Origin of the sequence: Streptococcus mitis (genome assembly GCF_946188375.1) — a bacterium.
GTDB classification, from domain to species: domain Bacteria; phylum Bacillota; class Bacilli; order Lactobacillales; family Streptococcaceae; genus Streptococcus; species Streptococcus mitis_CX.
This window is the reverse complement of record NZ_CAMHUS010000002.1, coordinates 99,705-122,077: the sequence shown is the minus strand read 5'-3', so window position 1 is coordinate 122,077 and position 22,373 is coordinate 99,705. Positions and strand designations below refer to the sequence as shown.

Genomic DNA, 22,373 nt, shown 5'->3' with positions numbered 1-22,373 from the left:
TGAAATGGGAAAATATCAATTAGATGATAAGGGACGTGCACAAGTGACCCGTTATCACGAGAAACACTCTAAAGGTGGAGCTGGTAAGAAAGAACACTTGCTCAACCTCAGAGAACAATTTTTAAATAAGAATAAGAAGAAATAAAAGTGAGAGTCAGCTCTCGCTTTTCTCTTAGTGGGAGGTAAGGATGGAATTACGCAGACCAAGTTTAGCAGATAAAGAAACAGTTTTAGAGATGATGGAAGAGTTTGAAAAATATCAGTCGCCTCACGACGGTGGTTTCTGGGATACAGAAAATTTTTCTTATGAGGAATGGTTGGAAAGTAATCAGAATCAGGAAATGGGGATTAATTTGACTGAAGGATGGGTTCCCGCAATTCAGTTAGTAGCTTTTTCTGTGAAAGGTAAAGCAATTGGATTTCTTAATCTCCGGTTGCGCCTCAGTAACTTTCTACTAGAAGAAGGTGGTCACATTGGCTACTCCATTCGTCCATCAGAAAGAGGTAAAGGTTATGCTAAAGAGACTCTCCGTCAGGGCTTGCAAGTTGCTAAGGAAAAGAACATCAAGAGAACTCTTGTGACCTGTAGCGTGAATAATCCTGCTAGCAGAGCAGTCATTCTAGCAAATGGAGGAATTCTTGAGGATGTTCGTAATGGAGTCGAGCGTTATTGGATAGAGGTAGCGAATGAATAATCCAAAACCACAAGAATGGAAAAGCGAGGAACTCAGTCAAGGGCGGATCATTGATTACAAGGCCTTCAACTTTGTAGATGGAGAGGGTGTGCGCAACTCTCTCTATGTATCAGGCTGCATGTTTCACTGTGAGGGGTGTTATAATGTAGCGACTTGGTCTTTCAAGGCAGGAATTCCCTATACAGCAGAATTAGAAGAGCAGATCATGGCAGATCTTGCTCAACCCTATGTTCAAGGCTTGACTTTGTTAGGAGGAGAGCCTTTTCTCAATACGGGCATTCTCTTGCCTCTAGTTAAACGCATCCGAAAGGAATTGCCAGACAAAGACATCTGGTCCTGGACGGGCTACACTTGGGAAGAAATGATGCTGGAGACCCCAGATAAATTGGAACTCTTATCACTGATTGACATTCTTGTCGATGGAAGATATGACCGAACTAAGAGAAATCTCATGCTCCAGTTTCGAGGTTCTTCCAATCAACGAATTATCGATGTGCAAAAATCCCTCAAAAGTGGGCAAGTAGTGATTTGGGATAAGCTTAATGATGGAAAAGAAAGCTATGAACAGGTGAAGAGAGAGTGAAGAAAAAAGACTTAATAGAAGAACTGGTCTCAGAAATAAAAGCAGGAAAAGTCAAGACACTGGGAATATACGGTCATGGTGCTTCAGGTAAATCGACCTTTGCAGAGGAATTGTACCAAGCTTTAGATTCTACTACAGTAAATTTGCTAGAAACAGATCCTTATATCACCTCTGGACGCCATCTGGTAGTACCAAAGGACGCGCCGAATCAAAAGGTGACAGCCTGTCTTCCAGTGGCGCATGAACTGACGAGTTTGCAGCGAGATATTCTGGCCTTACAGGCGGGTATGGATATCTTAACAATTGAAGAACCTTGGAAGGCTAGTGAGGTCTTGTCTGGAGCAAAACCAATTCTGATTGTCGAAGGGATGTCTGTTGGCTTTTTACCCAAAGAACTCTTTGACAAAACTATCTGTTTCTACACGGATGAGGACACCGAATTAAAGTGGCGCCTAGCTCGAGATACGACTGTGAGAAATCGTGATGCATCCTTTATATTGGCTAGTCATCAGATGAGACGGGAGCAGTATCTGCAATACTATAAAGAAACTGAGTCTAAGGCGGATATCTTAGTGGACCAATCAGAAGGCAAACTTGAGCTCAAGAGAACTCAATTTATATAGAAGAAAATCCCTAATTCTAGAAAGAAAAAATAGGAAAACATTTTCATGTTAAAAATTTTAAAAAACAGCAACAAATCCCTTGCAATCGCAGGGGCTTTGTGTTATTCTATTATGGTGCTGTAAATTACAGCCTTAGCTTTGATGCAAGAGGTTGCGACACGCTCGGTTGCATTGCCACGCAACACCGCGTCGGTTTTCTTGTGGAGCTAGCCTATTATCTTAAATAGACGAAAAGGAGAAAAAGATGGCAAACAAAAAAATCCGTATCCGTTTGAAAGCTTACGAACACCGTACGCTTGACACAGCGGCTGCAAAAATCGTAGAATCAGCTACTCGTACAGGTGCACAAGTTGCGGGTCCAATCCCACTTCCAACTGAACGTAGCCTCTACACAATCATTCGTGCGACTCACAAATACAAAGACTCTCGCGAACAATTTGAAATGCGTACACACAAACGTTTGATCGATATCGTTAACCCAACTCAAAAAACAGTTGATGCTTTGATGAAATTGGATCTTCCAAGTGGTGTAAACGTAGAAATCAAACTTTAATCTAAAGCTTGATATCTTGAGCATAAAAAACGCTCGTTAAAAACTTTTTGAATAAAAATATAGAAAAGGAACTATTTTCTCATGACAAAAGGAATCTTAGGGAAAAAAGTGGGAATGACTCAAATCTTCACTGAAGCTGGCGAATTGATCCCTGTAACAGTTATTGAAGCAACTCCAAACGTTGTTCTTCAAGTTAAAACTGTTGAAACAGACGGATACAACGCTATCCAAGTTGGTTTTGATGACAAACGCGAAGTATTGAGCAACAAACCTGCTAAAGGACATGTAGCGAAAGCTAACACGGCTCCTAAGCGCTTCATTCGTGAATTCAAAAACGTTGAAGGCTTGGAAGTTGGTGCTGAAATCACAGTTGAAACATTCGCAGCTGGAGACGTTGTTGACGTAACTGGTACTTCTAAAGGTAAAGGTTTCCAAGGTGTTATCAAGCGCCACGGACAATCACGTGGACCAATGGCTCACGGTTCTCGTTACCACCGTCGTCCAGGTTCTATGGGACCTGTTGCACCTAACCGCGTATTCAAAGGTAAAAACCTTGCAGGACGTATGGGTGGTGACCGCGTAACAATTCAAAACCTTGAAGTTGTACAAGTTGTTCCAGAAAAGAACGTTATCCTTATCAAAGGTAACGTACCAGGTGCTAAGAAATCTCTTATCACTATCAAGTCAGCAGTTAAAGCTGGTAAATAATAAGGAAAGGGGAATACAGTCAAAATGGCAAATGTAACATTATTCGACCAAACTGGTAAACAAGCGGGCGAAGTTGTTCTTAACGATGCAATCTTTGGTATCGAACCAAACCAATCTGTTGTGTTTGATGTGATTATCAGCCAACGTGCTAGCCTTCGTCAAGGAACTCACGCAGTTAAAAACCGCTCAGCTGTTTCAGGTGGCGGACGCAAACCATGGCGTCAAAAAGGAACTGGACGTGCTCGTCAAGGTTCTATCCGCTCTCCACAATGGCGTGGTGGTGGAATCGTCTTCGGACCAACTCCACGTAGCTATGCGTACAAACTTCCTCAAAAAGTTCGTCGCCTTGCACTTAAATCTGTTTACTCAGAAAAAGTTGCTGAAAATAAATTTGTAGCCGTTGATTCTCTTGAATTTACAGCTCCAAAAACTGCTGAATTTGCAAAAGTTCTTGCAGCTTTGAGCATCGATTCTAAAGTCCTTGTTATTCTTGAAGAAGGAAACGAATTCGCAGCTCTCTCAGCTCGTAACCTTCCAAACGTGAAAGTTGCGACTGCTACAACTGCAAGTGTTCTTGACATCGCAAATAGTGACAAACTTCTTGTTACTCAAGCAGCTATCTCTAAAATCGAGGAGGTTCTTGCATAATGAATTTGTATGATGTTATCAAAAAACCTGTAATCACTGAAAGCTCAATGGCTCAACTTGAAGCAGGAAAATATGTATTTGAAGTTGACACTCGTGCACACAAACTTTTGATCAAGCAAGCTGTTGAAGCTGCTTTCGAAGGTGTTAAAGTTGCTAATGTTAACACAATCAACGTAAAACCAAAAGCTAAACGTGTTGGACGTTACACTGGTTTTACTAACAAAACTAAAAAAGCTATCATCACACTTACAGCTGATTCTAAAGCAATCGAGTTGTTTGCTGCTGAAGCTGAATAATCTAAGGAGGAAATATCGTGGGAATTCGTGTTTATAAACCAACAACAAACGGTCGCCGTAATATGACTTCTTTGGATTTCGCTGAAATCACAACAAGCACTCCTGAAAAATCATTGCTTGTTGCATTGAAGAGCAAGGCTGGTCGTAACAACAACGGTCGTATCACAGTTCGTCACCAAGGTGGTGGACACAAACGTTTCTACCGTTTGGTTGACTTCAAACGTAACAAAGACAACGTTGAAGCAGTTGTTAAAACAATCGAGTACGATCCAAACCGTTCTGCAAACATCGCTCTTGTACACTACACTGACGGTGTGAAAGCATACATCATCGCTCCAAAAGGTCTTGAAGTAGGTCAACGTATCGTTTCAGGTCCAGAAGCAGATATCAAAGTCGGAAACGCTCTTCCACTTGCTAACATCCCAGTTGGTACTTTGATCCACAATATTGAGTTGAAACCAGGTCGTGGTGGTGAATTGGTACGTGCTGCTGGAGCTTCTGCTCAAGTATTGGGTCAAGAAGGTAAATACGTTCTTGTTCGTCTTCAATCTGGCGAAGTACGTATGATCCTTGGAACTTGTCGTGCTACAGTCGGTGTTGTCGGAAACGAACAACATGGACTTGTAAACCTTGGTAAAGCAGGACGTAGCCGTTGGAAAGGTATCCGCCCAACAGTTCGTGGTTCTGTAATGAACCCTAACGATCACCCACACGGTGGTGGTGAAGGTAAAGCACCAGTTGGTCGTAAAGCACCATCTACTCCATGGGGCAAACCTGCTCTTGGTCTTAAAACTCGTAACAAGAAAGCGAAATCTGACAAACTTATCGTTCGTCGTCGCAACGAGAAATAATATTAAACTAGTCGCGTAAGCAACTAGTAAATCCGCCAGCTCGGTAGCGCTCCATGTGAGCGCAAGCCGCTGTGGTACAACATTTAAAGGAGAAAATATAAAAATGGGACGCAGTCTTAAAAAAGGACCTTTCGTCGATGAGCATTTGATGAAAAAAGTTGAAGCTCAAGCTAACGACGAAAAGAAAAAAGTTATTAAAACTTGGTCACGTCGTTCAACGATCTTCCCAAGTTTCATTGGTTACACTATTGCAGTTTATGACGGACGTAAACACGTACCTGTTTACATTCAAGAAGACATGGTAGGTCACAAACTTGGTGAATTTGCACCAACTCGTACTTACAAAGGTCACGCTGCAGACGACAAGAAAACACGTAGAAAATAAGGAGAACATAAATGGCAGAAATTACTTCAGCTAAAGCAATGGCTCGTACAGTACGTGTTTCACCTCGTAAATCACGTCTTGTTCTTGATAACATCCGTGGTAAAAGCGTAGCCGATGCAATCGCAATCTTGACATTCACTCCAAACAAAGCTGCTGAAATCATCTTGAAAGTTTTGAACTCAGCTGTAGCTAACGCTGAAAACAACTTTGGTTTGGATAAAGCTAACTTGGTAGTATCTGAAGCATTCGCAAACGAAGGACCAACTATGAAACGTTTCCGTCCACGTGCGAAAGGTTCAGCTTCACCAATCAACAAACGTACAGCTCACATCACTGTAGCTGTTGCAGAAAAATAAGGAGGTAAAATCGTGGGTCAAAAAGTACATCCAATTGGTATGCGTGTCGGCATCATCCGTGATTGGGATGCCAAATGGTATGCTGAAAAAGAATACGCGGATTACCTTCATGAAGATCTTGCAATCCGTAAATTCGTTCAAAAAGAACTTGCTGACGCAGCAGTTTCAACTATCGAAATCGAACGCGCAGTAAACAAAGTTAACGTTTCACTTCACACTGCTAAACCAGGTATGGTTATCGGTAAAGGTGGTGCTAACGTTGATGCACTCCGTGCGAAACTTAACAAATTGACTGGAAAACAAGTACACATCAACATCATCGAAATCAAACAACCTGATTTGGATGCTCACCTTGTAGGTGAAGGAATTGCTCGTCAATTGGAGCAACGTGTTGCTTTCCGTCGTGCACAAAAACAAGCAATCCAACGTGCAATGCGTGCTGGAGCTAAAGGAATCAAAACTCAAGTATCAGGTCGTTTGAACGGTGCAGATATCGCCCGTGCTGAAGGATACTCTGAAGGAACTGTTCCACTTCACACACTTCGTGCAGATATCGATTACGCTTGGGAAGAAGCAGATACTACATACGGTAAACTTGGTGTTAAAGTATGGATCTACCGTGGTGAAGTTCTTCCAGCTCGCAAAAACACTAAAGGAGGTAAATAACCAATGTTAGTACCTAAACGTGTTAAACACCGTCGTGAATTCCGTGGAAAAATGCGCGGTGAAGCAAAAGGTGGAAAAGAAGTAGCATTCGGTGAATACGGTCTTCAAGCTACAACTAGCCACTGGATCACTAACCGCCAAATCGAAGCTGCTCGTATCGCCATGACTCGTTACATGAAACGTGGTGGTAAAGTTTGGATTAAAATCTTCCCACACAAATCATACACTGCTAAAGCCATCGGTGTGCGTATGGGATCTGGTAAAGGGGCACCTGAAGGTTGGGTAGCACCAGTTAAACGTGGTAAAGTGATGTTCGAAATCGCTGGTGTATCTGAAGAGATCGCTCGCGAAGCGCTTCGTCTTGCTAGCCACAAATTGCCAGTTAAATGTAAATTCGTAAAACGTGAAGCAGAATAAGGAGAAGGCATGAAACTTAATGAAGTAAAAGAATTTGTTAAAGAACTTCGTGGTCTTTCTCAAGAAGAACTCGCGAAGCGCGAAAACGAATTGAAAAAAGAATTGTTTGAACTTCGTTTCCAAGCTGCTACTGGTCAATTGGAACAAACAGCTCGCTTGAAAGAAGTTAAAAAACAAATCGCTCGTATCAAAACAGTTCAATCTGAAGCGAAATAATAGACTAGGGAAGGAGAAATTTCAATGGAACGCAATAATCGTAAAGTTCTTGTTGGACGTGTTGTATCTGACAAAATGGACAAGACAATCACAGTTGTAGTTGAAACAAAACGTAACCACCCAGTCTATGGTAAACGTATTAACTACTCTAAAAAATACAAAGCTCATGATGAAAACAATGTTGCCAAAGAAGGCGATATCGTACGTATCATGGAAACTCGCCCGCTTTCAGCTACAAAACGTTTCCGTCTTGTAGAAGTTGTTGAAGAAGCGGTCATCATCTAATCAAACCTGAAAGGAGAAAACTGAAATGATTCAAACAGAAACTCGTTTGAAAGTCGCAGACAACAGCGGTGCTCGCGAAATCTTGACTATCAAAGTTCTTGGTGGTTCAGGACGTAAATTTGCAAACATCGGTGATGTTATCGTGGCATCTGTAAAACAAGCTACTCCTGGTGGTGCGGTTAAAAAAGGTGACGTTGTTAAAGCAGTTATCGTTCGTACTAAATCAGGTGCTCGTCGTGCTGATGGTTCATACATCAAATTTGACGAAAACGCAGCAGTTATCATCCGTGAAGACAAAACTCCTCGCGGAACACGTATCTTTGGCCCAGTTGCACGTGAATTGCGTGAAGGTGGCTTCATGAAGATCGTGTCACTTGCTCCAGAAGTACTTTAATTTTTAGAAACAAACTAGTCCCCTGGATTTACCTCCAGGGTGCCCTTATGGGCGTAAGAAAAATCAAGGAGAAACCTAATGTTTGTAAAAAAAGGCGACAAAGTTCGCGTAATCGCTGGTAAAGATAAGGGAACAGAAGCTGTTGTCCTTACTGCCCTTCCAAAAGTAAACAAAGTTATCGTTGAAGGTGTTAACATCGTTAAGAAACACCAACGTCCAACTAACGAGCTTCCTCAAGGTGGGATCATCGAGAAAGAAGCAGCTATCCACGTATCAAACGTTCAAGTATTGGACAAAAATGGTGTAGCTGGTCGTGTTGGTTACAAATTTGTAGACGGTAAAAAAGTTCGCTACAACAAAAAATCAGGCGAAGTGCTTGATTAATCACGAAGGAAAGGAGAAGTATAATGGCAAATCGTTTAAAAGAAAAATATCTTAATGAAGTAGTTCCTGCTTTGACAGAACAATTCAACTACTCATCAGTGATGGCTGTGCCTAAAGTAGATAAGATCGTTTTGAACATGGGTGTTGGTGAAGCTGTATCAAACGCTAAAAGCCTTGAAAAAGCTGCTGAAGAATTGGCACTTATCTCAGGTCAAAAACCACTTATCACTAAAGCTAAAAAATCAATCGCCGGCTTCCGTCTTCGTGAAGGTGTTGCGATCGGTGCAAAAGTTACCCTTCGTGGTGAACGTATGTACGAATTCTTGGATAAATTGGTTTCAGTTTCACTTCCACGTGTACGTGACTTCCACGGTGTTCCAACAAAATCATTTGACGGACGCGGGAACTACACACTTGGTGTGAAAGAACAATTGATCTTCCCAGAAATCAACTTCGATGACGTTGACAAAACTCGTGGTCTTGACATCGTTATCGTAACAACTGCTAACACTGACGAAGAGTCACGTGCATTGCTTACAGGCCTTGGAATGCCTTTTGCAAAATAATATAGGAGGTAAATCTAATGGCTAAAAAATCAATGATTGCTAAGAACAAACGTCCAGCGAAGTTCTCTACTCAAGCTTATACTCGTTGTGAAAAATGTGGTCGTCCACATTCAGTTTACCGCAAATTTAAACTTTGCCGTGTTTGCTTCCGTGAATTAGCTTACAAAGGACAAATCCCTGGTGTAACAAAAGCATCTTGGTAATTTAAGATATCAAGGGCGTCAAAACTCTAAGTGAAAATAGGAAACTTGACGAAGAAACTGAAGTTTCTAGGAAAGTTTATCTTTTTCACACAGAGTTTAGACCGGGTTCAGTTGGGCTTGCCAATTTGAACACGAGCTACAGCTTTGGCAAAAAAGACCAATTTTCTTTGGAGCATCGCTCCTGCATCAAATTGCCTATTTTTGCTCTTGCTGTTACGCTCTTTGTATCATGTATTAACTAGCAAGTGCAACTTGCAAACTACTAGTAAGAGGAGAAAAACAAAATGGTTATGACTGACCCAATCGCAGACTTCCTAACTCGTATTCGTAATGCTAACCAAGCTAAACACGAAGTACTTGAAGTACCTGCATCAAACATCAAAAAAGGGATTGCTGAAATCCTTAAACGCGAAGGTTTTGTAAAAAACGTTGAAATCATCGAAGATGACAAACAAGGCATCATCCGTGTATTCCTTAAATACGGACCAAACGGTGAAAAAGTTATCACTAACTTGAAACGTGTTTCTAAACCAGGACTTCGCGTCTACAAAAAACGTGAAGACCTTCCAAAAGTTCTTAACGGACTTGGAATTGCTATCCTTTCAACTTCTGAAGGTTTGCTCACTGATAAAGAAGCACGCCAAAAGAATGTTGGTGGAGAAGTTATCGCTTACGTTTGGTAATATTTAGCTCCCAATTTCTTTGTGACTCTTCGTTATCGTCTCTTGCCTAACCCAAAGTTATGCCTGCGAGACGATGCCTAGATTCACTTTGAAATTGAAACCTAAATGTTCCTTTAAATCGAGAAATCGATTTAACCCCGTGAAAACTGGCCATTCTGGCCTGACAATCTAACAGGAGAAAATAAACATGTCACGTATTGGTAATAAAGTTATCGTGTTGCCTGCTGGTGTAGAAATCACTAACAATGACAACGTTGTAACTGTAAAAGGACCTAAAGGAGAACTTACTCGTGAGTTCTCAAAAGATATTGAAATCCGTGTGGAAGGTAGTGAAGTAACTCTTCACCGTCCAAACGATTCAAAAGAAATGAAAACTATCCACGGAACTACTCGTGCCCTTTTGAACAACATGGTTATTGGTGTATCAGAAGGATTCAAGAAAGAACTTGAAATGCGCGGGGTTGGTTACCGTGCACAACTTCAAGGATCTAAACTTGTTTTGGCTGTTGGTAAATCTCATCCAGACGAAGTTGAAGCTCCAGAAGGAATTACTTTTGAACTTCCAAATCCAACAACAATCGTTGTTAGCGGAATTTCAAAAGAAGTAGTTGGTCAAACAGCTGCTTACGTACGTAGCCTTCGTTCACCAGAACCATATAAAGGTAAAGGTATCCGTTACGTTGGTGAATTCGTTCGCCGTAAAGAAGGTAAAACAGGTAAATAATGTTGAGTGGTTGAGTCTCAACCACCAACCTATTTTCCAACTTTGTGCATAGCACACGATTTAAAACTAAAGAGGTGAAAACTGTGATTTCAAAACCAGATAAAAACAAACTCCGCCAAAAACGCCACCGTCGCGTTCGCGGAAAACTCTCTGGAACTGCTGATCGCCCACGTTTGAACGTATTCCGTTCTAATACAGGCATCTACGCTCAAGTGATTGATGACGTAGCGGGTGTAACGCTCGCAAGTGCTTCAACTCTTGACAAAGAAGTTTCAAAAGGAACTAAAACTGAACAAGCCGTTGCTGTCGGTAAACTCGTTGCAGAACGTGCAAACGCTAAAGGTATTTCAGAAGTGGTGTTCGACCGCGGTGGATATCTATATCACGGACGTGTGAAAGCTTTGGCTGATGCAGCTCGTGAAAACGGATTGAAATTCTAATAGGAGGACACTAGAAAATGGCATTTAAAGACAATGCAGTTGAATTAGAAGAACGCGTAGTTGCTGTCAACCGTGTTACAAAAGTTGTTAAAGGTGGACGTCGTCTTCGTTTCGCAGCTCTTGTTGTTGTTGGTGACCACAACGGTCGCGTAGGATTTGGTACTGGTAAAGCTCAAGAAGTTCCAGAAGCAATCCGTAAAGCAGTAGATGATGCTAAGAAAAACTTGATCGAAGTTCCTATGGTTGGAACAACAATCCCACACGAAGTTCTTTCAGAATTCGGTGGAGCTAAAGTATTGTTGAAACCTGCTGTAGAAGGTTCTGGAGTTGCGGCTGGTGGTGCAGTTCGTGCCGTTGTGGAATTGGCAGGTGTGGCAGATATTACATCTAAATCACTTGGTTCTAACACTCCAATCAACATTGTTCGTGCAACTGTTGAAGGTTTGAAACAATTGAAACGCGCTGAAGAAGTTGCTGCCCTTCGTGGTATTTCAGTTTCTGATTTGGCATAAGAAAGGGGATAAAATGGCTCAAATTAAAATTACTTTGACTAAGTCTCCAATCGGACGCATTCCATCACAACGTAAAACTGTTGTAGCACTTGGACTTGGCAAATTGAACAGCTCTGTTATTAAAGAAGATAACGCTGCTATCCGTGGTATGATCACTGCAGTATCTCACTTGGTAACAGTTGAAGAAGTAAACTAATGAATTTTTAGGGGATGTGCACTATACCATCCCCTAAAACTAGATATAGTCATCTATGATGACGTCGTATAGGCGAGTTGATGGGGGAGACAACCTTTTCTCCCTTATCGGCGCTAGCATTTTACAAAAGAGGAGAAAATAAAAATGAAACTTCATGAATTGAAACCTGCAGAAGGTTCTCGTAAAGTACGTAACCGCGTTGGTCGTGGTACTTCATCAGGTAACGGTAAAACATCTGGTCGTGGTCAAAAAGGTCAAAAAGCTCGTAGCGGTGGCGGAGTTCGCCTTGGTTTTGAAGGTGGACAAACTCCATTGTTCCGTCGTCTTCCAAAACGTGGATTCACTAACATCAACGCTAAAGAATACGCAATTGTGAACCTTGACCAATTGAACGTCTTTGAAGATGGTGCTGAAGTTACTCCAGTTGTTCTTATCGAAGCAGGAATTGTTAAAGCTGAAAAATCAGGTATTAAAATTCTTGGTAACGGTGAGTTGACTAAGAAATTGACTGTGAAAGCAGCTAAATTCTCTAAATCAGCTGAAGAAGCTATCACTGCTAAAGGTGGTTCAGTAGAAGTCATCTAAGAGAGGTGACCTATGTTTTTTAAATTATTAAGAGAAGCTCTTAAAGTCAAGCAGGTTCGATCAAAAATTTTATTTACAATTTTTATCGTTTTGGTCTTTCGTATCGGAACTAGCATTACAGTTCCTGGTGTGAATGCCAATAGCTTGAATGCTTTAAGTGGATTATCCTTCTTAAACATGTTGAGCTTGGTCTCAGGGAATGCCATGAAAAACTTCTCAGTTTTTGCTCTTGGTGTTAGTCCCTACATTACGGCCTCTATCGTTGTCCAACTCTTGCAAATGGATATTTTACCAAAGTTTGTAGAGTGGGGTAAACAAGGGGAAGTAGGTCGAAGAAAATTAAATCAAGCTACTCGTTATATTGCTCTTGTTCTAGCTTTTGTGCAATCTATCGGAATTACAGCTGGTTTTAATACTTTGGCTGGAGCTCAATTGTTGAAAACAGCTCTTACTCCACAAGTCTTTATCATGATTGGTATCATCTTAACAGCTGGTAGTATGATTGTGACTTGGTTGGGAGAGCAAATTACAGATAAGGGATACGGAAATGGTGTTTCTATGATTATCTTTGCCGGGATTGTTGCATCAATTCCAGAGATGATTCAGGGCATCTATGTGGACTACTTTGTGAACGTCCCAAGTAGCCGTATCAACTCATCTATCATTTTCGTAATCATTTTGATTATTACTGTATTGTTGATCATTTATTTTACAACTTATGTTCAACAAGCAGAATACAAAATTCCAATCCAATATACTAAGGTTGCACAAGGTGCTCCATCTAGCTCTTACCTTCCTTTGAAGGTAAACCCTGCTGGAGTTATCCCCGTTATCTTTGCAAGTTCGATTACTGCAGCGCCTGCGGCTATTCTTCAGTTTTTGAGCGCTACAGGTCATGATTGGGCTTGGGTAAGAACAGCACAAGAAATGCTGGCAACAACTTCACCAACTGGTATTGCCATGTATGCTTTATTGATTATTCTCTTTACATTCTTCTATACGTTTGTACAGATTAATCCTGAAAAAGCGGCAGAAAACTTACAAAAGAGCGGTGCTTATATCCATGGAGTTCGTCCTGGTAAAGGTACAGAAGAATATATGTCTAAACTTCTTCGTCGTCTTGCAACTGTTGGTTCTCTCTTCCTTGGTGTGATTTCTATTTTACCGATCGTAGCAAAAGATGTTTTCGGACTTTCAGAAGCAGTTGCTTTTGGAGGAACCAGTCTTTTGATCATTATCTCTACAGGTATTGAAGGAATCAAACAATTGGAAGGCTACCTATTGAAACGTAAGTATGTTGGTTTCATGGACAGAACAGAATAAAAGTAATTACTGAATCAGTAATTACTGAGGGAGTGGAGGTTTAACTCTAACATTTGTGAGAGTTTGGTCTCCCCTCTTCTATTTTGTTTTTAAATAGGGGTGAAAAGACTTTTTGCTTCTATTTAAAAATAAAATAAGGAGATCAAATCATGAATCTTTTGATTATGGGCTTACCTGGTGCAGGTAAGGGAACTCAAGCAGCAAAAATCGTAGAACAATTCCATGTTGCACATATCTCAACAGGTGATATGTTCCGTGCTGCTATGGCAAATCAAACTGAAATGGGTGTTCTTGCTAAGTCATATATTGACAAGGGTGAATTAGTTCCTGATGAAGTTACAAATGGAATCGTAAAAGAACGTCTTTCACAAGATGATGTTAAAGAAACAGGATTCTTATTGGATGGTTACCCACGTACAATCGAACAAGCTCATGCCTTGGACAAAACATTGGCTGAACTTGGCATCGAACTAGAAGGTGTTATCAACATCGAAGTGAATCCAGACAGCCTCTTGGAACGTTTGAGTGGCCGTATCATCCACCGCGTAACTGGAGAAACTTTCCACAAGGTCTTTAACCCACCAGTTGACTATAAAGAAGAAGATTACTACCAACGTGAAGATGATAAGCCTGAGACAGTAAAACGTCGTTTGGACGTTAATATTGCTCAAGGGGAACCAATCATTGCTCACTACCGTGCCAAAGGTTTGGTTCATGACATCGAAGGTAATCAAGATATCAATGATGTCTTCTCAGATATCGAAAAAGTATTGACAAATTTAAAATAAAGCGTTTTTCACACTTGCAAAAATCCGCTACAAATGTTATACTGAGATAGTCTGACTTATAATTGTTGTCTCTGTGTCTAGAGGCATCGAATCGAAATTTATGGAGGTGCTTTTGCGTGGCAAAAGACGATGTGATTGAAGTTGAAGGCAAAGTAGTTGATACAATGCCGAATGCAATGTTTACGGTTGAACTTGAAAATGGACATCAGATTTTAGCAACAGTTTCTGGTAAAATTCGTAAAAACTATATTCGTATTTTAGCGGGAGATCGTGTTACTGTCGAAATGAGTCCATATGACTTGACACGTGGACGTATCACTTACCGCTTTAAATAATCGAAAAACTTGGAGGGATAAGAAATGAAAGTAAGACCATCGGTCAAACCAATTTGCGAATACTGTAAAGTTATTCGTCGTAATGGTCGTGTTATGGTAATTTGCCCAGCAAATCCAAAACACAAACAACGTCAAGGATAAGATAGAAAGGAGAAAACATGGCTCGTATTGCTGGAGTTGACATTCCAAATGACAAACGCGTAGTAATCTCATTGACTTATGTTTATGGTATCGGACTTGCAACATCTAAGAAAATTTTAGCTGCTGCTGGAATCTCAGAAGATGTTCGTGTACGTGATCTTACATCAGATCAAGAAGATGCTATCCGTCGTGAAGTGGATGCAATCAAAGTTGAAGGTGACCTTCGTCGTGAAGTAAACTTGAACATCAAACGTTTGATGGAAATCGGTTCATACCGTGGTATCCGTCACCGTCGTGGACTTCCTGTCCGTGGACAAAACACTAAAAACAACGCTCGCACTCGTAAAGGTAAAGCTGTTGCGATTGCTGGTAAGAAAAAATAATATAGGAGGTAAAAGTCTTGGCTAAACCAACACGTAAACGTCGTGTGAAAAAGAATATCGAATCTGGTATTGCTCATATTCACGCTACATTTAATAACACTATTGTTATGATTACTGATGTGCATGGTAATGCAATTGCTTGGTCATCAGCTGGTGCTCTTGGTTTCAAAGGTTCTCGTAAATCTACACCATTCGCTGCTCAAATGGCTTCTGAAGCTGCTGCTAAATCTGCACAAGAACACGGTCTTAAATCAGTTGAAGTTACTGTAAAAGGTCCAGGTTCTGGTCGTGAGTCAGCTATTCGTGCGCTTGCTGCCGCTGGTCTTGAAGTAACAGCAATTCGTGATGTGACTCCAGTGCCACACAATGGTGCTCGTCCTCCAAAACGTCGCCGTGTATAATCATCGCATTACACTGCTTTTCGTTTAAGAGGGAGTAACTAAATGATCGAGTTTGAAAAACCAAATATAACAAAAATTGATGAAAATAAAGATTATGGCAAGTTTGTAATCGAACCACTTGAACGTGGCTACGGTACAACTCTTGGTAACTCTCTTCGTCGTGTACTTCTAGCTTCTCTACCAGGAGCAGCTGTGACATCTATCAATATTGATGGTGTGTTGCATGAGTTTGACACAGTTCCAGGTGTTCGTGAAGACGTGATGCAAATCATTCTGAACATTAAAGGAATTGCAGTGAAATCGTACGTTGAAGACGAAAAAATCATCGAACTAGATGTTGAAGGTCCTGCTGAAGTAACAGCTGGTGACATTTTGACAGATAGCGATATTGAAATTGTAAATCCAGATCATTATCTCTTTACAATCGGTGAAGGTTCTTCTCTAAAAGCGACTATGACTGTTAACAGTGGTCGTGGATATGTACCTGCCGATGAAAATAAAAAGGATAATGCACCAGTTGGAACACTTGCTGTAGATTCTATTTATACACCAGTTACAAAAGTCAACTATCAAGTGGAACCTGCTCGTGTAGGTAGCAATGATGGATTTGACAAATTAACCCTTGAAATCTTGACAAATGGAACAATTATTCCAGAAGATGCTTTAGGGCTTTCAGCACGTATTTTGACAGAACATCTTGATTTGTTTACAAATCTTACTGAGATTGCTAAGTCAACTGAAGTGATGAAAGAAGCTGATACTGAATCTGACGACCGTATTTTGGATCGTACGATTGAGGAACTGGACTTGTCTGTGCGTTCATACAACTGTTTGAAACGTGCCGGTATCAATACTGTGCATGATTTGACAGAAAAATCTGAAGCAGAGATGATGAAAGTACGAAATCTTGGACGCAAGAGTTTGGAAGAAGTGAAACTCAAACTCATTGATTTGGGTCTTGGATTAAAAGATAAATAAAGGAGGAATACATGGCTTACCGTAAACTAGGACGCACTAGCTCACAACGTAAAGCAATGCTTCGCGATTTGACAACTGACCTTTTGATCAACGAATCAATCGTGACAACTGAAGCTCGTGCTAAAGAAATCCGTAAAACTGTTGAAAAAATGATTACTCTAGGTAAACGTGGTGATTTGCATGCACGTCGTCAAGCAGCTGCTTTCGTACGTAATGAAATTGCATCTGAAAACTATGATGAAGCAACTGATAAGTACACTTCTACTACAGCACTTCAAAAATTGTTCTCAGAAATCGCACCTCGTTATGCTGAACGTAACGGTGGATACACTCGTATCCTTAAAACTGAACCACGTCGTGGTGATGCAGCGCCAATGGCGATCATCGAATTAGTATAAAATCATCAATTTTGTTGAGTGTTATGATGATGGAGTCTTGTGCTCTTAGTCTAGCTCTGGTCTACCGCTAGGATTTCGGTCCTAGCGGGAACACTCATCATAAGTTGGGATAGTAGACGCTTGTTTACGAAATTGTTTTTTTCTTAAGAACAACTTCGTAAGCAGGCGTTTTTGAGTATTTTCGTTAGAATTATGCTATACTATTTGAAAAGAATCCTGTTTAATGTTCAGGTTTCCTATTAAAAGAAGAATTGGAGTTTGCTTATGAAAGCGATTATAACTGTTGTTGGTAAAGATAAATCTGGAATTGTTGCAGGAGTTTCTGGCAAAATTGCAGAATTAGGATTGAATATTGACGATATCTCTCAAACTGTCTTGGATGAATATTTCACGATGATGGCTGTCGTCTCTAGTGATAAAAAGCAAGATTTTACCTATCTTCGTAATGAATTTGAAGCTTTTGGACAAATTTTAAATGTGAAAATCAACATTCAGAGTGCAGCGATTTTCGAAGCTATGTATAATATCTAGGAGGTTATCATGGATATTAGACAAGTTACTGAAACCATCTCCATGATTGAGGAGCAAAATTTCGATATTAGAACCATTACCATGGGGATTTCCCTTTTGGACTGTATCGATCCAGATATTAATCGTGCTGCGGAGAAAATTTATCAAAAGATTACGACCAAGGCGGCTAATTTAGTGGCTGTTGGCGATGAAATTGCAGCTGAGTTGGGAATTCCTATCGTTAATAAGCGTGTATCGGTGACTCCTATTTCTCTGATTGGAGCAGCGACAGATGCCGCAGACTATGTAGTTTTGGCAAAAGCGCTTGATAAGGCTGCGAAAGAGATTGGAGTGGACTTTATTGGTGGTTTCTCTGCCTTGGTACAAAAGGGGTACCAAAAGGGAGATGAGATTCTCATCAATTCTATTCCTCGCGCTTTGGCTGAAACGCATAAGGTTTGCTCGTCAGTCAATATCGGCTCAACCAAGTCTGGCATCAATATGACGGCTGTCGCAGATATGGGACGAGTTATCAAGGAAACGGCAACTTTATCTGATATGGGGGCAGCTAAGTTGGTTGTATTCGCTAATGCTGTTGAGGACAATCCGTTTATGGCTGGTGCCTTCCATGGTGTTGGGGAGGCAGATGTTATCATCAATGTCGGAGTTTCTGGTCCTGGTGTGGTGAAACGTGCCTTGGAAAAAGTTCGTGGACAGAGCTTTGATGTAGTAGCCGAAACAGTTAAGAAGACTGCCTTCAAGATCACTCGTATCGGTCAATTGGTTGGTCAAATGGCCAGTGAGAGACTCGGTGTGGAGTTTGGTATTGTGGACTTGAGTTTGGCGCCAACTCCTGCTGTTGGAGATTCTGTTGCACGTGTCCTTGAAGAAATGGGGCTAGAAACAGTTGGTACGCATGGGACGACGGCTGCCTTGGCTCTCTTGAATGACCAAGTTAAGAAGGGCGGAGTCATGGCCTGCAACCAAGTTGGTGGTTTGTCTGGTGCCTTTATCCCTGTTTCAGAAGATGAAGGAATGATTGCTGCAGTGCAAAATGGCTCTCTTAATCTGGAAAAACTAGAAGCTATGACGGCTATCTGTTCTGTTGGTTTGGATATGATTGCCATTCCGGAGGATACACCTGCTGAAACCATTGCGGCTATGATTGCAGACGAAGCTGCAATTGGTGTCATTAACATGAAAACTACGGCTGTTCGTATTATTCCAAAAGGAAAAGAAGGCGATATGATTGAGTTTGGTGGCCTATTAGGTACTGCACCTGTTATGAAGGTCAATGGGGCTTCGTCTGTCGATTTCATCTCTCGCGGTGGACAAATTCCAGCACCAATTCATAGTTTTAAAAATTAAGAAAATAGGAGAAATTTTAAGTTCTATTTAAGGTTGGCTGTGTATACTATAATCATTAAATAAAGACCTCCTAATATTATTTGAAACAGATAACACTGATTTAGTTTGAATTTGATTTTCATCTAATATCTTTATTTAATAGAACTCCTAAACTTTTTCATAATAATCTCCTGCAAAAGTCGCCTGTCTGGGTGGCTTTTGTTTTATCATCCATGATATAATAGAAGCAAACGGAGGACGGAAAATGGTAAAAGTACGATTGTATTTGGTACGTCATGGCAAGACTATGTTTAACACGATTGGTCGCGCGCAAGGTTGGAGCGATACTCCCTTAACAGCTGAAGGTGAACGAGGGATTCAAGAATTAGGAATCGGTTTGCGCGAATCTGGTCTACAGTTTGAGCGTGCTTATTCGAGTGATTCTGGGCGCACCATTCAGACAATGGGAATTATCCTTGATGAACTTGGCTTGCAGGGAAAAATCCCTTATCGCATGGACAAGCGTATCAGAGAATGGTGTTTCGGTAGTTTTGACGGAGCTTATGATGGTGATCTTTTCATGGGCATTATTCCTCGTATCTTTAATGTGGACCACGTTCACCAATTGTCTTATGCTGAACTGGCTGAGGGTTTGGTAGAGGTCGATACAGCTGGTTGGGCTGAAGGCTGGGAAAAACTCAGTGGCCGAATTAAGGAAGGCTTTGAAGCGATTGCCAAAGAAATGGAAGAGCAGGGTGGGGGCAATGCCATTGTCGTTAGCCACGGAATGACTATTGGAACCATTGTTTATCTGATTAATGGCATGCATCCGCATGGTCTCGATAATGGTAGCGTGACGATCCTTGAATATGAGGACGGCCAGTTTAGCGTTGAGGCTGTTGGTGACCGTAGTTACCGAGAACTAGGACGGGAGAAAATGGAGGAAGCCTCTATTTAATTAGTCTAGACTTGCTTGCTATGAACTAGGGATTTGATAGGAATATCAAGATAAGAAAAAACAGCCGAGGGTAATCCTTTCGGCTGTTTTTGATGGGGAAAACTAAAGTGTAATGCTATTGCTTTTAGAGATTTTCATGAACAAGAGCAAGGAACCTATTGTTAGAACAGTCAAGATCGTTGACAAGGCTGCGGCTACACCGTAATTTCCTCTGAGAACCTCTGTATAAATGGCTACAGTCATTGTTCTTGTTTTGACATTGTAGAGGAGGATAGAAGTAGATAGTTCTGAAATCATTGTGACCCAAGATAGGATGGCTCCAGAAATAATACCAGATAGCATCATTGGAGTTGTAATCTTGGCAAAGGTATTGAGACGACTACTTCCTAAGCTTTCAGCGGCTTCTTCAATACTTGGTGCTATTTGTTGCAAGCTAGCAACAGATGAGCGAATAGTATAAGGTAATCTTCTGACAGATAGTGACATAATCAAGATGAAAGCTGTTCCTGTAATCATAAGAAATCCACTTCCAAATAGACCAGTATTGAAGGAAGAAATGAAGGCAATCCCTAGAACAGTTCCGGGTACAATATAAGGGACCATACTGAGGCTGTCAATTAAGTTTGTAAACAAATTCCGTTTTCTAACGGCTAGGTAGGAGATAAATGTTGCGAATAGGACAACTAGAACTAAGGCAATCAAAGGGATACGAATAGTATTGAAAATAGCAGATCCCATACGATTGAAAGCTACCTTGTAACTGTTTAGAGAATAACCTTTGACAAATACCATACCTGATGTTTTTAGGAAAGAAGTATAAATCAAGTAGACTTGAGGTAGAACAGAGAACAAGATAATTCCGTAGACTGTTGCATAAATGGCAGCCATTTTTCCTTTTGTAGTTTTTTTAGGCTCAATTGGATGGAGCGAATTCATGCTGAAACTGTAGCGGTTTGAGATGTATTTTTGGATAAGGAAGATTGCCAAGGCAATGATAATCGCCATAATTGCTAAAGCAGATGCAAAAGCAGAATTTCCTCCAACCTCGCTAATGAATTGGGTATAAATCAAGACGGGGAAAGTCCGATATCCTTCACCAATCAACATAGGCGTTCCAAAATCTGAGAATGCTCTCATAAACACAAGCAGGGCAGCAGCTAGTAAGGTTGGAACTAGGAGAGGTAAAACAACCGTTACGATACGCTTAAATCCGAAGGACCCCATGCTTTCAGCAGCTTCAAGTAGAGAATTGTCAATACTTTTCATTGTCCCAGCAACGTATAGAAATACCAGTGGGAATAGTTGCAGTGTAAAGACAAGTACAATTCCTTTGAATCCATAAATATCAATAGCTGGAAGATGAAGAGTATTTGTCATGAATTTTGTGATGACCCCATTTCGTCCCAGCAAGAGAATCCAGGAGTAGGCTCCCACGAAAGGAGCTGACATGGAAGCAATGATAATCAATATTTGTAGAAATTTCTTTCCCTTGAAGTCATACATGGAAAAGAGATAAGCTAATAGGGTTCCTACAACTAAGGAAGTGACAGTAGCGGTAATGGAAACCTTGAAACTGTTGACAAGTGTCTCAGAGTAGTAGGCTTTACTAAAGAAAGTGACAAAATTAGCTAGTGAAAATTGTCCCTCATGTATGAGTGCTTGCTTGAGCACGGTAACGATAGGATAAACCAGAAAGACAAGATAGGTAAGAAAGATGAAGAAAGAGGAGGCTGTCCAAATATTTAGTTTTTTACGTTCCATGGTTGACTCCTTTTATCAGGTTTTGTGAACCATCTGCAGAAAAGACGTTTAATTTTTGAGTATTGATTCGTAGACGAATACGATCGCCTTTTTGTAGATCTTCTTCAAAAGTTGATTCTTCGCTAACTTGAATTTTTGAGGCAAAACCTGTCTCGATGAAGTATTCAGTATTCAGTCCAAGATAGACGCTATCGCTAATAATTCCTTCAATATCTCCAGATTCATCTTTAATGAATTCTTCAGGACGAATACTTACATGAATAGCTTGTGCTTCAGCCTGATCAAGGGCTGGCATTCGAAGGGCATAGCCATCTGAAAAGACGATATAAGCGCCGTCGCTCCGTTTTTCGAGATTGGCAGGGATAATATTTGTGCGTCCGATAAAGGTTGCTACAAACTCATTAGCTGGTTTATGATAGAGTTCTTTTGGTCGGCCGATTTGTTGAATCACCCCATCTTTCATAACAGCAATTTGGTCTGAAATAGCCATAGCTTCTTCTTGGTCGTGGGTCACATAAACAGTTGTAATTCCCACTTCGTGTTGGATTTCTCGAATGGCTTGACGCATATCCAAGCGAAGTTTGGCATCTAGGTTACTGAGCGGCTCGTCCATGAGGAGAACACTTGGATTAACAGCTAAGGCGCGTGCCAAGGCGACACGTTGTTGTTGTCCACCACTAAGTTTATCGGGCTTTCGATCCGCATATTGAGCAATTTGCATGAGTTCAAGATACTTATTGGTCTGTTGGACCAATTCTTCTTTAGGGACTTTCTTTTGCTTGAGACCAAAAGCAACATTATCTCGAACAGTCAAATGTGGGAAAATAGCGTAGTTTTGAAAAACCATCCCTATATTGCGTTTGCTGGGTTCCATATTATTGATTTTTGTATCATCGAAGTAAAATTCTCCGCCTTCGATACTGTTGAAACCTGCAATCATACGAAGAAGAGTCGTTTTCCCACAACCTGAAGGCCCAAGAAGGGTAAAGAGACTTCCTTTTGGAATTGTAATGTTCAAATTCTCAATAACAGGGACATCGTGGTAGATTTTTTTGGCGTTAATAATTTTGATCTCACTCAT

The 22,373-nt window shown here is 40.9% G+C and carries 38 protein-coding genes; 36 read left to right on the top strand and 2 right to left on the bottom strand.

All coding sequences use genetic code 11. The features are described from left to right. Positions 1-4: 4 nt before the first annotated feature. From N8M16_RS03125 to N8M16_RS02950, 36 genes are all read left to right on the top strand, one after another. Positions 5-145, top strand: coding sequence for a hypothetical protein (locus tag N8M16_RS03125; protein WP_049546949.1), 141 nt, complete (start codon positions 5-7; stop codon positions 143-145). A 43-nt stretch (positions 146-188) separates the two neighbouring features. After that, positions 189-695 (top strand): GNAT family N-acetyltransferase, encoded by a 507-nt coding sequence (locus N8M16_RS03120; protein ID WP_261069612.1) that lies wholly within the window; start codon positions 189-191, stop codon positions 693-695. Then, on the top strand, positions 688-1,278 hold the full coding sequence (gene nrdG, locus N8M16_RS03115) for an anaerobic ribonucleoside-triphosphate reductase activating protein (RefSeq protein ID WP_084926325.1): 591 nt from the start codon (positions 688-690) through the stop codon (positions 1,276-1,278). Before N8M16_RS03120 ends, nrdG begins: the two co-directional genes overlap by 8 nt. Beyond that, entirely contained in the window at positions 1,275-1,901 is a 627-nt protein-coding gene (locus N8M16_RS03110; protein ID WP_049546951.1) for a uridine kinase family protein, read from the top strand. The genes nrdG and N8M16_RS03110 overlap by 4 nt, the downstream gene beginning before the upstream one ends. A gap of 244 nt (positions 1,902-2,145) precedes the next feature. Next, positions 2,146-2,454 (top strand): 30S ribosomal protein S10, encoded by a 309-nt coding sequence (rpsJ, locus tag N8M16_RS03105; protein WP_001284513.1) that lies wholly within the window; start codon positions 2,146-2,148, stop codon positions 2,452-2,454. An 81-nt stretch (positions 2,455-2,535) separates the two neighbouring features. Next, entirely contained in the window at positions 2,536-3,162 is a 627-nt protein-coding gene (rplC, locus tag N8M16_RS03100; RefSeq protein WP_000160197.1) for a 50S ribosomal protein L3, read from the top strand. 24 nt (positions 3,163-3,186) lie between these two features. Next, entirely contained in the window at positions 3,187-3,810 is a 624-nt protein-coding gene (gene rplD / locus N8M16_RS03095) for a 50S ribosomal protein L4 (RefSeq protein WP_000024549.1), read from the top strand. Beyond that, positions 3,810-4,106, top strand: a complete 297-nt coding sequence (locus tag N8M16_RS03090; RefSeq protein WP_001055347.1) for a 50S ribosomal protein L23 — start codon at positions 3,810-3,812, stop codon at positions 4,104-4,106. The genes rplD and N8M16_RS03090 overlap by 1 nt, the downstream gene beginning before the upstream one ends. 17 nt (positions 4,107-4,123) lie before the next feature. Further along, positions 4,124-4,957 (top strand): 50S ribosomal protein L2, encoded by an 834-nt coding sequence (gene rplB / locus N8M16_RS03085; RefSeq protein ID WP_000512910.1) that lies wholly within the window; start codon positions 4,124-4,126, stop codon positions 4,955-4,957. Positions 4,958-5,060: 103 nt separating this feature from the next. Beyond that, positions 5,061-5,342, top strand: a complete 282-nt coding sequence (rpsS, locus tag N8M16_RS03080) for a 30S ribosomal protein S19 (protein ID WP_000533766.1) — start codon at positions 5,061-5,063, stop codon at positions 5,340-5,342. Positions 5,343-5,353: 11 nt separating this feature from the next. Beyond that, complete coding sequence (gene rplV / locus N8M16_RS03075; RefSeq protein ID WP_000818137.1) at positions 5,354-5,698, top strand: 50S ribosomal protein L22; 345 nt, start codon at positions 5,354-5,356, stop codon at positions 5,696-5,698. Positions 5,699-5,710: 12 nt separating this feature from the next. Beyond that, positions 5,711-6,364 (top strand): 30S ribosomal protein S3, encoded by a 654-nt coding sequence (gene rpsC / locus N8M16_RS03070; protein ID WP_000529936.1) that lies wholly within the window; start codon positions 5,711-5,713, stop codon positions 6,362-6,364. Positions 6,365-6,367: 3 nt separating this feature from the next. After that, the gene (gene rplP, locus N8M16_RS03065; protein ID WP_000960946.1) at positions 6,368-6,781 is read left to right on the top strand and encodes a 50S ribosomal protein L16; all 414 of its coding nucleotides are present in this window, start codon (positions 6,368-6,370) and stop codon (positions 6,779-6,781) included. A gap of 9 nt (positions 6,782-6,790) precedes the next feature. Beyond that, positions 6,791-6,997 (top strand): 50S ribosomal protein L29, encoded by a 207-nt coding sequence (rpmC, locus tag N8M16_RS03060; RefSeq protein ID WP_000772918.1) that lies wholly within the window; start codon positions 6,791-6,793, stop codon positions 6,995-6,997. A gap of 24 nt (positions 6,998-7,021) precedes the next feature. Beyond that, a complete protein-coding gene (gene rpsQ, locus N8M16_RS03055; protein WP_000440801.1) occupies positions 7,022-7,282 on the top strand; it encodes a 30S ribosomal protein S17 in 261 nt (86 codons plus the stop codon). A 25-nt stretch (positions 7,283-7,307) separates the two neighbouring features. Continuing rightward, on the top strand, positions 7,308-7,676 hold the full coding sequence (rplN, locus tag N8M16_RS03050) for a 50S ribosomal protein L14 (protein ID WP_000616545.1): 369 nt from the start codon (positions 7,308-7,310) through the stop codon (positions 7,674-7,676). A gap of 78 nt (positions 7,677-7,754) precedes the next feature. Continuing rightward, complete coding sequence (gene rplX, locus N8M16_RS03045; RefSeq protein ID WP_000497691.1) at positions 7,755-8,060, top strand: 50S ribosomal protein L24; 306 nt, start codon at positions 7,755-7,757, stop codon at positions 8,058-8,060. 23 nt (positions 8,061-8,083) lie between these two features. After that, a complete protein-coding gene (rplE, locus tag N8M16_RS03040) occupies positions 8,084-8,626 on the top strand; it encodes a 50S ribosomal protein L5 (RefSeq protein WP_000013542.1) in 543 nt (180 codons plus the stop codon). 17 nt (positions 8,627-8,643) lie between these two features. After that, on the top strand, positions 8,644-8,829 hold the full coding sequence (locus N8M16_RS03035; RefSeq protein ID WP_001085697.1) for a type Z 30S ribosomal protein S14: 186 nt from the start codon (positions 8,644-8,646) through the stop codon (positions 8,827-8,829). A gap of 284 nt (positions 8,830-9,113) precedes the next feature. Continuing rightward, positions 9,114-9,512, top strand: coding sequence for a 30S ribosomal protein S8 (gene rpsH, locus N8M16_RS03030; protein WP_000245504.1), 399 nt, complete (start codon positions 9,114-9,116; stop codon positions 9,510-9,512). 187 nt (positions 9,513-9,699) lie between these two features. Further along, entirely contained in the window at positions 9,700-10,236 is a 537-nt protein-coding gene (gene rplF, locus N8M16_RS03025) for a 50S ribosomal protein L6 (RefSeq protein ID WP_049546952.1), read from the top strand. An 83-nt stretch (positions 10,237-10,319) separates the two neighbouring features. After that, positions 10,320-10,676 carry a 50S ribosomal protein L18 gene (gene rplR / locus N8M16_RS03020; protein ID WP_000624044.1) on the top strand — a complete coding sequence of 119 codons (357 nt, stop codon included), beginning with the start codon at positions 10,320-10,322 and terminating at the stop codon, positions 10,674-10,676. Between the two features lie 17 nt (positions 10,677-10,693). Next, a complete protein-coding gene (gene rpsE / locus N8M16_RS03015; protein WP_000874202.1) occupies positions 10,694-11,188 on the top strand; it encodes a 30S ribosomal protein S5 in 495 nt (164 codons plus the stop codon). A 13-nt stretch (positions 11,189-11,201) separates the two neighbouring features. After that, positions 11,202-11,384: a 50S ribosomal protein L30 gene (gene rpmD / locus N8M16_RS03010; protein WP_000057241.1), complete on the top strand. Its 183-nt coding sequence runs from the start codon at positions 11,202-11,204 to the stop codon at positions 11,382-11,384. A gap of 144 nt (positions 11,385-11,528) precedes the next feature. Next, the gene (gene rplO, locus N8M16_RS03005) at positions 11,529-11,969 is read left to right on the top strand and encodes a 50S ribosomal protein L15 (protein ID WP_000766087.1); all 441 of its coding nucleotides are present in this window, start codon (positions 11,529-11,531) and stop codon (positions 11,967-11,969) included. A 12-nt stretch (positions 11,970-11,981) separates the two neighbouring features. Beyond that, positions 11,982-13,292, top strand: coding sequence for a preprotein translocase subunit SecY (gene secY, locus N8M16_RS03000; protein WP_000465403.1), 1,311 nt, complete (start codon positions 11,982-11,984; stop codon positions 13,290-13,292). A 149-nt stretch (positions 13,293-13,441) separates the two neighbouring features. Next, positions 13,442-14,080, top strand: a complete 639-nt coding sequence (locus N8M16_RS02995) for an adenylate kinase (protein ID WP_261069611.1) — start codon at positions 13,442-13,444, stop codon at positions 14,078-14,080. 116 nt (positions 14,081-14,196) lie between these two features. Beyond that, positions 14,197-14,415, top strand: a complete 219-nt coding sequence (gene infA / locus N8M16_RS02990) for a translation initiation factor IF-1 (RefSeq protein ID WP_001029883.1) — start codon at positions 14,197-14,199, stop codon at positions 14,413-14,415. A 24-nt stretch (positions 14,416-14,439) separates the two neighbouring features. After that, positions 14,440-14,556, top strand: a complete 117-nt coding sequence (gene rpmJ / locus N8M16_RS02985) for a 50S ribosomal protein L36 (RefSeq protein ID WP_001808836.1) — start codon at positions 14,440-14,442, stop codon at positions 14,554-14,556. A 17-nt stretch (positions 14,557-14,573) separates the two neighbouring features. Continuing rightward, positions 14,574-14,939 (top strand): 30S ribosomal protein S13, encoded by a 366-nt coding sequence (gene rpsM / locus N8M16_RS02980; protein ID WP_000090781.1) that lies wholly within the window; start codon positions 14,574-14,576, stop codon positions 14,937-14,939. A gap of 17 nt (positions 14,940-14,956) precedes the next feature. Continuing rightward, entirely contained in the window at positions 14,957-15,340 is a 384-nt protein-coding gene (rpsK, locus tag N8M16_RS02975) for a 30S ribosomal protein S11 (RefSeq protein WP_001118385.1), read from the top strand. Between the two features lie 42 nt (positions 15,341-15,382). After that, positions 15,383-16,318: a DNA-directed RNA polymerase subunit alpha gene (locus N8M16_RS02970; protein ID WP_000568988.1), complete on the top strand. Its 936-nt coding sequence runs from the start codon at positions 15,383-15,385 to the stop codon at positions 16,316-16,318. A gap of 11 nt (positions 16,319-16,329) precedes the next feature. Continuing rightward, positions 16,330-16,716: a 50S ribosomal protein L17 gene (gene rplQ / locus N8M16_RS02965; protein WP_000331493.1), complete on the top strand. Its 387-nt coding sequence runs from the start codon at positions 16,330-16,332 to the stop codon at positions 16,714-16,716. Between the two features lie 264 nt (positions 16,717-16,980). Then, a complete protein-coding gene (locus tag N8M16_RS02960; protein ID WP_000644129.1) occupies positions 16,981-17,247 on the top strand; it encodes an ACT domain-containing protein in 267 nt (88 codons plus the stop codon). Positions 17,248-17,256: 9 nt separating this feature from the next. Continuing rightward, entirely contained in the window at positions 17,257-18,594 is a 1,338-nt protein-coding gene (locus N8M16_RS02955) for a PFL family protein (RefSeq protein WP_261069610.1), read from the top strand. A 244-nt stretch (positions 18,595-18,838) separates the two neighbouring features. Next, positions 18,839-19,531 carry a histidine phosphatase family protein gene (locus N8M16_RS02950; RefSeq protein WP_261069609.1) on the top strand — a complete coding sequence of 231 codons (693 nt, stop codon included), beginning with the start codon at positions 18,839-18,841 and terminating at the stop codon, positions 19,529-19,531. Between the two features lie 102 nt (positions 19,532-19,633). Here the strand turns inward: N8M16_RS02950 and N8M16_RS02945 are convergent, their stop codons facing one another. Beyond that, entirely contained in the window at positions 19,634-21,292 is a 1,659-nt protein-coding gene (locus tag N8M16_RS02945) for an ABC transporter permease (RefSeq protein ID WP_153198992.1), read from the bottom strand. Next, positions 21,282-22,373, bottom strand: a complete 1,092-nt coding sequence (locus N8M16_RS02940; RefSeq protein WP_001289697.1) for an ABC transporter ATP-binding protein — start codon at positions 22,371-22,373, stop codon at positions 21,282-21,284. The genes N8M16_RS02945 and N8M16_RS02940 overlap by 11 nt, the downstream gene beginning before the upstream one ends.

Excerpts from the sequence above, each read along its gene's own strand:
- N8M16_RS03125 (WP_049546949.1), top strand. The coding sequence starts at position 5 with ATGGGAAAATATCAATTAGATGATAAGGGACGTGCACAAGTGACCCGT.
- N8M16_RS03120 (WP_261069612.1), top strand. The coding sequence starts at position 189 with ATGGAATTACGCAGACCAAGTTTAGCAGATAAAGAAACAGTTTTAGAG.
- nrdG (WP_084926325.1), top strand. The coding sequence starts at position 688 with ATGAATAATCCAAAACCACAAGAATGGAAAAGCGAGGAACTCAGTCAA.
- rpsJ (WP_001284513.1), top strand. The coding sequence starts at position 2,146 with ATGGCAAACAAAAAAATCCGTATCCGTTTGAAAGCTTACGAACACCGT.
- rplC (WP_000160197.1), top strand. The coding sequence starts at position 2,536 with ATGACAAAAGGAATCTTAGGGAAAAAAGTGGGAATGACTCAAATCTTC.
- rplD (WP_000024549.1), top strand. The coding sequence starts at position 3,187 with ATGGCAAATGTAACATTATTCGACCAAACTGGTAAACAAGCGGGCGAA.
- N8M16_RS03090 (WP_001055347.1), top strand. The coding sequence starts at position 3,810 with ATGAATTTGTATGATGTTATCAAAAAACCTGTAATCACTGAAAGCTCA.
- rpsS (WP_000533766.1), top strand. The coding sequence starts at position 5,061 with ATGGGACGCAGTCTTAAAAAAGGACCTTTCGTCGATGAGCATTTGATG.
- rplV (WP_000818137.1), top strand. The coding sequence starts at position 5,354 with ATGGCAGAAATTACTTCAGCTAAAGCAATGGCTCGTACAGTACGTGTT.
- rplP (WP_000960946.1), top strand. The coding sequence starts at position 6,368 with ATGTTAGTACCTAAACGTGTTAAACACCGTCGTGAATTCCGTGGAAAA.
- rpmC (WP_000772918.1), top strand. The coding sequence starts at position 6,791 with ATGAAACTTAATGAAGTAAAAGAATTTGTTAAAGAACTTCGTGGTCTT.
- rpsQ (WP_000440801.1), top strand. The coding sequence starts at position 7,022 with ATGGAACGCAATAATCGTAAAGTTCTTGTTGGACGTGTTGTATCTGAC.
- rplN (WP_000616545.1), top strand. The coding sequence starts at position 7,308 with ATGATTCAAACAGAAACTCGTTTGAAAGTCGCAGACAACAGCGGTGCT.
- rplX (WP_000497691.1), top strand. The coding sequence starts at position 7,755 with ATGTTTGTAAAAAAAGGCGACAAAGTTCGCGTAATCGCTGGTAAAGAT.
- rplE (WP_000013542.1), top strand. The coding sequence starts at position 8,084 with ATGGCAAATCGTTTAAAAGAAAAATATCTTAATGAAGTAGTTCCTGCT.
- N8M16_RS03035 (WP_001085697.1), top strand. The coding sequence starts at position 8,644 with ATGGCTAAAAAATCAATGATTGCTAAGAACAAACGTCCAGCGAAGTTC.
- rpsH (WP_000245504.1), top strand. The coding sequence starts at position 9,114 with ATGGTTATGACTGACCCAATCGCAGACTTCCTAACTCGTATTCGTAAT.
- rplF (WP_049546952.1), top strand. The coding sequence starts at position 9,700 with ATGTCACGTATTGGTAATAAAGTTATCGTGTTGCCTGCTGGTGTAGAA.
- rpsE (WP_000874202.1), top strand. The coding sequence starts at position 10,694 with ATGGCATTTAAAGACAATGCAGTTGAATTAGAAGAACGCGTAGTTGCT.
- rpmD (WP_000057241.1), top strand. The coding sequence starts at position 11,202 with ATGGCTCAAATTAAAATTACTTTGACTAAGTCTCCAATCGGACGCATT.
- rplO (WP_000766087.1), top strand. The coding sequence starts at position 11,529 with ATGAAACTTCATGAATTGAAACCTGCAGAAGGTTCTCGTAAAGTACGT.
- secY (WP_000465403.1), top strand. The coding sequence starts at position 11,982 with ATGTTTTTTAAATTATTAAGAGAAGCTCTTAAAGTCAAGCAGGTTCGA.
- N8M16_RS02995 (WP_261069611.1), top strand. The coding sequence starts at position 13,442 with ATGAATCTTTTGATTATGGGCTTACCTGGTGCAGGTAAGGGAACTCAA.
- rpmJ (WP_001808836.1), top strand. The coding sequence starts at position 14,440 with ATGAAAGTAAGACCATCGGTCAAACCAATTTGCGAATACTGTAAAGTT.
- rpsM (WP_000090781.1), top strand. The coding sequence starts at position 14,574 with ATGGCTCGTATTGCTGGAGTTGACATTCCAAATGACAAACGCGTAGTA.
- N8M16_RS02970 (WP_000568988.1), top strand. The coding sequence starts at position 15,383 with ATGATCGAGTTTGAAAAACCAAATATAACAAAAATTGATGAAAATAAA.
- rplQ (WP_000331493.1), top strand. The coding sequence starts at position 16,330 with ATGGCTTACCGTAAACTAGGACGCACTAGCTCACAACGTAAAGCAATG.
- N8M16_RS02960 (WP_000644129.1), top strand. The coding sequence starts at position 16,981 with ATGAAAGCGATTATAACTGTTGTTGGTAAAGATAAATCTGGAATTGTT.
- N8M16_RS02955 (WP_261069610.1), top strand. The coding sequence starts at position 17,257 with ATGGATATTAGACAAGTTACTGAAACCATCTCCATGATTGAGGAGCAA.
- N8M16_RS02950 (WP_261069609.1), top strand. The coding sequence starts at position 18,839 with ATGGTAAAAGTACGATTGTATTTGGTACGTCATGGCAAGACTATGTTT.
- N8M16_RS02945 (WP_153198992.1), bottom strand. The coding sequence starts at position 21,292 with ATGGAACGTAAAAAACTAAATATTTGGACAGCCTCCTCTTTCTTCATC.
- N8M16_RS02940 (WP_001289697.1), bottom strand. The coding sequence starts at position 22,373 with ATGAGTGAGATCAAAATTATTAACGCCAAAAAAATCTACCACGATGTC.